Source organism: Candidatus Sordicultor fermentans (assembly GCF_012728195.1).
GTDB lineage: Bacteria > Atribacterota > Atribacteria > Atribacterales > Caldatribacteriaceae > Sordicultor > Sordicultor fermentans.
The window spans coordinates 1-7,743 of record NZ_JAAYFP010000020.1 but is presented as its reverse complement, the minus strand read 5'-3'; the positions used below and the strand labels follow the sequence as shown (position 1 = coordinate 7,743).

The window sequence follows — 7,743 nt, the reverse complement described above, 5'->3', positions numbered from 1 at the left end:
TCCTTCCTCTTCCTCCTCTTCTTCTTTCTCCGCTCTCAAGTCCTGGTTAAACTCCCCAGAAAAAGACCAATTCTTGGCCGACTTGTTGCATAGTGGCTCTTCTTTAGCGGTGAACTTTATCGGGGAAAGCAAATATCCTCAGTTAGAGAAAATAGCTAAAGAATTGGAAATAAAAGAAGTAGAAGCTTTTCTTCTGGGGAAATCTCCTGAGAGCTGGGGAGCTTTGGTGTGGTTGGTAGATAAACCTGACTTTCTATCTTCTGAGGTATCTGGTTTTATTCAGACTTTCATCCATCAAGTGGCTACCTCCGGTGAGCGAGCTCGGCTTTTCTCACAATTAGAAAAATACATAAACATGATGCGCAGTTTGCACTCCATCGACCGAAATATTGCCTCCAGCTTAGATTTAAAAACGGTACTGGATTTTACTTTACAAGAAGCCCTGCGTCACTTAAAAATCGATGCTATGTGTGTTTATTTAATTGACCCTTCCACTCAAATTCTACACTATAAAGCGGGCCTGGGGTTTCTGTTTCCTGATGGGGCTGCTTATCAGTTCCGGTTAGGAGAGGGAACCCTGGGTGAGATGGTATTAGAGAAAAAGCCTTTATTTATTCCTCAAATCGGAGAAAAAGAGCTTTCTTTCCTTCCTCCTTTTATAGAAAAAGAAGGATTTCTATCTCTTTTTGCCATACCTTTAGTAGCTAAAGGTAAAATCCAGGGAACACTGATAGCTTTTCATCGACTCTCCTTTAATCCTCCTCCAGATTGGACAACATTTTTAATTACCATAGGAGGGCAATTAGCCATAGCTATCGATAACATTACTATGTTTGAAGAGCTCAATCGCTCTCACCTGGAGTTGACTTTAGCCTACGATACCACCATTGAAGGTTGGGCTCAGGCACTGGAACTCCGAGACCGGGAAACTGAAGGACACACCCGAAGAGTGGCTGATTTAACTGTAAAGTTAGCTCAAGCGCTGGGAGTCAAATCTGAAGATCTCATTCATATCCGCCGGGGAGCACTTCTCCATGATATTGGTAAAATGGGCATTCCAGATAGAATTCTATTGAAACCCGGTCCTTTAACTCCTGAGGAGTGGGAAATTATGAAAAAGCACCCCGTTTATGCCTGGGAACTTCTTTCTCCCATTAAATATCTTCGCCCGGCTCTCGATATCCCTTATTACCATCATGAGCGGTGGGACGGGACAGGATATCCTCGAGGACTAAAGGGAGAAGAAATCCCTCTATCAGCCCGGATATTTGCAGTAGTAGATGTGTGGGATGCTTTAACCTCTGATCGACCTTATCGCCCTGCCTGGTCTCAAGAAAAAGCTTTACAATATATAAAAGAACAATCTGGCCACCATTTCGACCCCCGGGTGGTAGAAAAGTTCTTAGAGCTTCTTGAAGAGCTGAAAGATGAGTAAGAAAGCCAACCCCGCTTGCTCGCTGGATTATAACATAAGGTAGAAGAGCACCAAGAGAAATGAGAACCCTTTACCCGGCAATACCTCTATCACCCCGTTGTTCGTCATTCCTGAGCGGTTCTACGAGGAATCTAAATAATGGGAGGGGATGCTCCTATGATTCTCCTCTGATATAACACCAAAAGAATAAAAAAGGGATAGTTTCGAGACTCCCTGATGAGCTACCATACAAGAGCGTCACAGTCGGGGTAACAAATACTCCTCCGGGAAGAACACATCAAAATCCATATCACTCTCTCTGCAATGCAATTTTCTGGCCTCTTTTAGCGCTTTGCAGTGCACCAAAAACCATTGCCACGCTCTTTATATTATCTGTACAATCAGTTTCAGCCTTTCTGTTTTCCAAAAGCGCACTAAACATCTCATCAAGACATCCCCAGTGACCTTCTCTGCCACTCCAGGAAAGCGTAGCTTCGACTCTCTCTGTCTTGCGTATGAATTCCTGACTATCGCTATCTGCCACAATTTCCCCATAGGGAGCAGCAATTCCATCCCAAATGGCCGTTCCCCTGCTACCTGTAATCCTCCAGCTGGATTCCCATGAGGTAGGAGCACCTTCTGCACACCACGACCCTCGATAAGAAAATACAGAACCATCTGAAAGCTCAAAAATACATGCTGCCGCAGCATTGCCTTTATACCACGAGCCAGGAGGGTTAAATTCGTGACAGTATACCGAAACAGGATCGGCTCCGGTTATGAAGCGTGCCTGGTCAAAGGTGTGAATAGCCATATCTAAAATCAGGGGGCTATCCATAACTTCTCTGAATCCTCCAAAATGGGGTCCAAGAAAAAAGTCGGCGCATACAAACCCGGGAGCGCCAATAGTGCCTTCTTTTATAAGGTCATGAAAAGCCCTGATGTTTTTCAAATATCGTCGGTTTTGCATAACAGCAAACATCTTTCCTGCTTCTTGAGCAATGGCCACCATTTCTTCAGCCTCTTCCGGAGAAGAGGCCATGGGTTTTTCACTCAGTACATGGCAGCCCATTTTCAAAGCGGTGGTAGTAATGTGATAGTGAGCCTCAGGAACAGTCACATTAAACACCAGGTTAGCCCCTGAATCCTTGATGGCCTCGCCTATATCCCGGTATATACCACAGTTCAAGTGATATCGCTCAGCCATGTTCTTAGCATTCTCCTCTGCGATATCAACCAAGGCTACAATCCGCGCATCATCTCTTTCCTGTGCATAACTGACCCAGGTATTGGCCATCCCTCCACAACCGGCCACCGCTATTCTAAAAAGCTCCATATCCACTTCTCCTTTCACCTGTTACTATAGATTTTGTTATTCCAGGATAAGATGAGCTTAAACGGGGTTAGCAACATATTCTCCGCCCCGGCATTGTTTTAAGTACTGAAGCCCTCGAACCTGTCCGGTCATTTCCAGCTCCCCACAGTATACCGGATCATGGTATCCTTCGATATCAATAGTGCCTTCGTATTTTGAGTATCTTAAAATGGATATAATATCTGTCCAGTTAGAATCACCAAAGCCAGGAGTACGATGCCATACAAAGGGTTCTGGGCCACCAATTCCGCATTCACGGATAATGTCCCAGGCGATGGTGGCGTCTTTTCCATGCACGTGAAATATTTTGTTAGCCCATTTTCTCAGCTGGGGAATAGGGTCTATAAGCTGCACCATTTGATGGCAGGGTTCCCACTCCAGACCAAGATTATCCAGAGGAAGAGCATCAAACATCATCTCCCAGGCGAGGGGATTGTGGGCAATATTCCAGTCTCCTCTTTGCCAGTCACCACCCATGTTGCAATTCTCAAAAGCCAACCTTACACCTTTATCTGCCGCTCTTCGGGCCAGCTCTCCAAACACTTCTTTAAAGCGAGGTATAGATTCATCAATGGGCCGGTCTACAATACGTCCGGTAAAACCAGTGACCAGGTCAGTGCCAAAAAGATGGGCGCTATCGATGAGCCTCTCCCAGCTGGCCAGCGCATCAGAGCTCTCACCTTCCCCCATCAGGGGGTTACCGAAAAGAGAAAGGCAGGAAATAATAACATCGTGTCCTGCCAGAACGTCTCCAACTTTCTTTGCCATGTCTTCCAGGTCTATCCCTCCGGTAGTCTGCCAAAAAGTGATGCTGAAAGATTCAAAACCATAGGGTATTAGTTGAGGAATCACCCGCACAGCATCTTTTCCACCAACCAGAGTCCCGATCCTTAATTTATCCATTTCTTTTTTACTCCCTTCTATTTTCCGTCAAGCGGGTTAAACTCTTATCCCGGGGTGACGAATAGTCACATAATTTTACAAATATCGGAATTAGCAAAAATGCAAAAAGCAATTAAGCAGAAACCGGATTTATGCATCTCCTCCCCCTCAAAAAAAGCCAGATCTTTTCAGGTCGAGACGGACCGACTTGAATAGTCGCAGGTGCGCTAACCGGGCTGCGCTGCGCCCGCAAGATAAAATTCTAACACAAAATTCAAAGAGAAAGGAGTTTTTTCTGAAAAATAGTGAGACGCCCATCTCCTCTGTCATTCTCAAAAGTTTTAGTCGGGAATCTACCTCTCTCGTCATGCCTGAGCGCTTTTATCAGGCATCCAAAGTTTTTAAATACTTCTGGACCCCGGCTCGCAAGTTGCCGGGGTGACGAAAAAGGGGATAGAGCCATTCAGGGGTGACATTCCTTTTCTGTCATTCTCGAAATCTTTTATCAGGCATCCAAAGTTTTGCTTCTTCTTTTCCGGGGGACTATAGGGGTCAGCGCCCTCATAGTCGATTCACCCTCACCTTCTCCCCCCAGAGAGGGAAAGAAGAGAAATTGTTTTCTTTTTTGTTTTTCTCTTTTGGGCTTACTCCCCATGGTTCTCTTCTGATATTCTTCTGATATAATACTGACAAATGCGCGGGTTAGAATTCTTAGATAAGTGGAGTAAGTCTTTATCTTTAAAGTCCCGTCATGATTTTTTGAGCCGTTTTTTGCGGGAATGCCCGGTAGAGGTTTTCCTTCCTCCACTGGTGACTCTGGAGGGAAATATAGAAACGCCTGGCCTCGTGCGGGTGGAAGGGACTTTAAAAGGTAAGGTAAAGTGCCCGGTTATCATTATAGCAGAGCATGCCCGGGCAACAGTTGAGGTAGAAGCCCAGTGCGTCTACGTGGAAGGATTTTTGCGAGGTATCGTTAATTCTTCCTTTTTTTATCTTTCTTCTTCTGGAAAAGTAGAGGGAGAGATAAAAACTGAGATACTATTTGTAGACCAGGGAGCCTGGATGAAAGGCAAATTATTAATAGAGAAAGGAAGAAACGATGGTGATAGAAAAAGTGGGTAAAATCTCTCCGTCGGCTCTGGAGAGATTGGTTTTCCCTTTTCAAGGAAAAAATAGAGAAGAAGTAATCTGGGGAGCACAACTGGGAAGAGACTGTGGAGTGGTGCAATTAGGAAGAGAGTTAATATCTCTCACCTGCGACCCTATAACTGGTTCTTCATTTCATCTGGGACTTTTAGCTACTCAAGTGGTAGTGAATGATTTGATTTGTTCTGGAGCTGAGCCCGTGGCTCTTCTCGTCACCCTTATTTTCCCTCCCGGAATCACAGAAAATGAAATAGAAACAATAATGAGAGAAATAGATGAAGCAGGAAAAGAATTGGGAGTTAGTATTATAGGAGGACATACCGAGATATCGGAAGCAGTAAACAGGTCTATCATTCACTGTACGGGTCTCGGGTGGATAAAAGATGGCTACCTTCCCGATGTGAGTAAAATAGAAGCTGGTGACTATATCGTGATGACCAAAGGAGCAGGAATTGAAGGCACAGCTATCTTATTTTCTGAGAAAGAAAAAGAATGGCAAAATCTCCTGGATGAGGAAACAATAAACAAAGGAAAAGAGTTCTGGAAAATGATGAGCGTTTTCCAGGAAGGGAAAATTGCTCTTCCTTTTCATCCTCACGCTCTTCATGACGCCACAGAAGGAGGAGTTTTAGGAGCCATCTGGGAAGCTTGCATGAGCAGAGGTTTAGGCTTTGAAATAGAAGAGGGGAAAATCAAGGTTTATCCTGAAACGAGAGTTTTAGCTCAACTCCTGGATTTAGACCCCCTGAAGTTGATTTCAAGCGGAACTCTTATAATCTTCACCCCTCAACCCCTACCACTTCTTCAAGCTCTTCGGGAAATTGTACCGGCAGAAGTAATAGGAAGAGTAGTAAAAGACCCGATCAAGGTTTTAATCCGTCAGAACGGGGAAAAAGAAGAAATAAAGGAGTGTCCTCAGGACGAACTATGGCGAGTATTGCAATCAGCTTAGAAAGATGGGGCGCTAAACTTTTCCCCCGCCGGGGTATCATCTGGGGGGTGCTGGGATTGATAATTTTTCTTCTTGCTCACCCTCATTATCCCTTATTTAGCTGGGGGATAGCTCTAACGTGCTTAGGAGAAGGACTGAGAATCTGGGGAGTGGGTTATATCAAAAACTACCGCGGCCCCATGCAGGAAGCAGAAAGGCTGACCACCGCAGGACCATATGCTTATCTGCGTAACCCGCTCTATTTGGCTAACGGTATAATTGGAACTGGCATAGCCATCATCTCTGGTTTATGGTGGTCAATAATTTTGTTCTGGCTCGCTTTTTACCTTTTATATTTTCCAATTATCCGGGCTGAGGAAAGCTTTTTAGAAAACAAATTTGGAGAAAGTTATAAAACTTATGCCCGGGAAGTGCCCCGTTTTTTCCCTCAATTGTCACCTTATCCGGAGAGGAATGGAACGTTTTCCTGGAGAGTAATCGAGAAAAAAGAAATAATTACTCTTTTCACTCTGGGAGCTACCATCTTTCTCCTCTATCTCCGGGGTTTCGGTTTTTTAAAAATATTAAACCGTCTCTTCCTCTTCTTTCTCCTCTTTATCCTCTGATTTTAAGTCGATAGTCAGCTTAACTTCTTTAACAATTACACCGGTCTGGCGCTCAATTTTTTCTTTTACTCTATTTTGAATGATGGGCGAAAGCTCAGGAATGGAGGCTTCGGGTTTTACTATAAGATGGAGAATCAAACGGGCTTCATTCCCCACTTTTTCTACTTCTGCTCGGGATTGCAAAATCTCATCAAAACCCCGCAGAGCTTCTTGAGCCAGAGACTGCAACGAATCAAAAGAAACTCTTATATCCCCTTGCTCGGTGTGATATATAAGGGATTTCTCCCGTTTAGGTATTAACAGCCGAAAAATTAAAAGGGCCACCAGAACGAGAATAACAGTACATATAACTCCTAAAGCCTGGGAGAAAATATTCTGGCTAAAAAACAAATAAGTGGCAACCACCCATTCCTGAAGGGTAAGAAGAGGCACCAGATTGAAGGTTATAGCTATCATCCCCAGAGCCATACCTATCAGAATTATTCCTACAATGAAAGTGAAAAACTTTCCCCAAAAGTTCACAGCCAACCCTCCTTCTCCTTATTCAGTTATTTTTTACTCTCTTCCTTCTTTAAGCACTCATCAATCAAACGAGAAGCTTCCTCAGAAGAGATGGTCTTGAGCATCTCTTCATCAACTGCTTTGCCCTTTTCTTTTAAAAGATCACGCAAAAAATCCTTCTGTTTTTGCGAAGCCCGGCGAGAAAGAGCTTCGTCTTCCTCCTCGTAAAGGTAAATCCCCACTCCCAGAAGGGTAGCACATTTTTTCAGCGCATCACTTGTTGCTGCCTTCAGGTCGCTGCCTAAGTCAACCATAGCCCCATCAGAGCTCAGAGAGATAATTTTAGAGCCAAACTGCTCCTTTACCACTCCCCCGCAGGTCAATCTTCCCAGAACCCATACACAACCGGCTTCCCGGTCTATGCCTTTGTCTTTTACTTCAAAAGACCAATCACCTTCCCAGGCCTCATTCAATCTTCGAATCACCGAAGCTGTTTCCAGATAATAAACCTCTTGCCCCCTTCTCCCCGGACGAGTTTTTACTTCTTTTTTAGGGAATTTTTTCTCTAAAATCTCCCTGCTTTTTATCTTCCCTCTCCCCCCTCCAGCATTTTCTGATAGAGACACACATCTACCCACTTACCGAATTTGAAACCTACTTCTTTCAATTCTCCCCGGTACAAAAAACCCACTTTCTCATGAAGCCTGATACTGGCTAAATTTTCCCGGGCAATAAAAGCTACAACCGAATGATAACCCAGCTTTTGAGCCTCCTCTGCAAGAAAACTCAAAAGCTCATAGCCAATATGCTGACGACGAAATTCCTCCCTTACATATATAGAGTCCGTAACCGTATGCTGATAACCCTC

Annotated in this window: 9 protein-coding genes; 4 read left to right on the top strand and 5 right to left on the bottom strand. The window is 44.3% G+C overall.

Features of this window, described 5'->3' with window-relative positions:
• Positions 1–1,435 (top strand): HD-GYP domain-containing protein (locus GXZ17_RS00985; protein WP_409375424.1); only part of this gene is annotated, 1,435 nt, incomplete at its 5' end.
• Between the two features lie 289 nt (positions 1,436–1,724).
• On the opposite strand, the gene GXZ17_RS00980 is transcribed toward GXZ17_RS00985, so the two are convergent.
• Together GXZ17_RS00980 and GXZ17_RS00975 are read right to left on the bottom strand one after the other, a co-directional pair.
• Positions 1,725–2,750 carry a Gfo/Idh/MocA family protein gene (locus tag GXZ17_RS00980; RefSeq protein WP_409375423.1) on the bottom strand — a complete coding sequence of 342 codons (1,026 nt, stop codon included), beginning with the start codon at positions 2,748–2,750 and terminating at the stop codon, positions 1,725–1,727.
• 57 nt (positions 2,751–2,807) lie between these two features.
• Positions 2,808–3,692, bottom strand: coding sequence for a sugar phosphate isomerase/epimerase family protein (locus GXZ17_RS00975; RefSeq protein ID WP_409375422.1), 885 nt, complete (start codon positions 3,690–3,692; stop codon positions 2,808–2,810).
• A 672-nt stretch (positions 3,693–4,364) separates the two neighbouring features.
• On the opposite strand from GXZ17_RS00975, the gene GXZ17_RS00970 reads away from it, so the two are divergent.
• From GXZ17_RS00970 to GXZ17_RS00960, 3 genes are read left to right on the top strand one after another with little or no spacing between them, the layout of a single operon-like run.
• Positions 4,365–4,793: a polymer-forming cytoskeletal protein gene (locus GXZ17_RS00970; RefSeq protein ID WP_409375421.1), complete on the top strand. Its 429-nt coding sequence runs from the start codon at positions 4,365–4,367 to the stop codon at positions 4,791–4,793.
• Positions 4,771–5,769, top strand: coding sequence for an AIR synthase family protein (locus GXZ17_RS00965; RefSeq protein WP_409375420.1), 999 nt, complete (start codon positions 4,771–4,773; stop codon positions 5,767–5,769). The genes GXZ17_RS00970 and GXZ17_RS00965 overlap by 23 nt, the downstream gene beginning before the upstream one ends.
• Positions 5,745–6,374 (top strand): methyltransferase family protein, encoded by a 630-nt coding sequence (locus GXZ17_RS00960; protein ID WP_409375419.1) that lies wholly within the window; start codon positions 5,745–5,747, stop codon positions 6,372–6,374. Before GXZ17_RS00965 ends, GXZ17_RS00960 begins: the two co-directional genes overlap by 25 nt.
• Here GXZ17_RS00960 and amaP read toward each other — a convergent pair.
• From amaP to GXZ17_RS00945, 3 genes are all read right to left on the bottom strand, one after another.
• On the bottom strand, positions 6,333–6,896 hold the full coding sequence (amaP, locus tag GXZ17_RS00955; protein WP_409375425.1) for an alkaline shock response membrane anchor protein AmaP: 564 nt from the start codon (positions 6,894–6,896) through the stop codon (positions 6,333–6,335). The genes GXZ17_RS00960 and amaP overlap by 42 nt on opposite strands.
• Before the next feature lie 26 nt (positions 6,897–6,922).
• Positions 6,923–7,501, bottom strand: coding sequence for a Rad52/Rad22 family DNA repair protein (locus GXZ17_RS00950; protein ID WP_409375418.1), 579 nt, complete (start codon positions 7,499–7,501; stop codon positions 6,923–6,925).
• A partial coding sequence (locus tag GXZ17_RS00945; RefSeq protein WP_409375417.1) for an N-acetyltransferase family protein occupies positions 7,459–7,743 on the bottom strand: 285 nt, incomplete at its 5' end. The genes GXZ17_RS00950 and GXZ17_RS00945, both read right to left, overlap by 43 nt.

Coding starts and splice junctions, on each gene's coding strand:
- GXZ17_RS00980 (WP_409375423.1), bottom strand. CDS start 2,750: ATGGAGCTTTTTAGAATAGCGGTGGCCGGTTGTGGAGGGATGGCCAAT.
- GXZ17_RS00975 (WP_409375422.1), bottom strand. CDS start 3,692: ATGGATAAATTAAGGATCGGGACTCTGGTTGGTGGAAAAGATGCTGTG.
- GXZ17_RS00970 (WP_409375421.1), top strand. CDS start 4,365: ATGCGCGGGTTAGAATTCTTAGATAAGTGGAGTAAGTCTTTATCTTTA.
- GXZ17_RS00965 (WP_409375420.1), top strand. CDS start 4,771: ATGGTGATAGAAAAAGTGGGTAAAATCTCTCCGTCGGCTCTGGAGAGA.
- GXZ17_RS00960 (WP_409375419.1), top strand. CDS start 5,745: ATGGCGAGTATTGCAATCAGCTTAGAAAGATGGGGCGCTAAACTTTTC.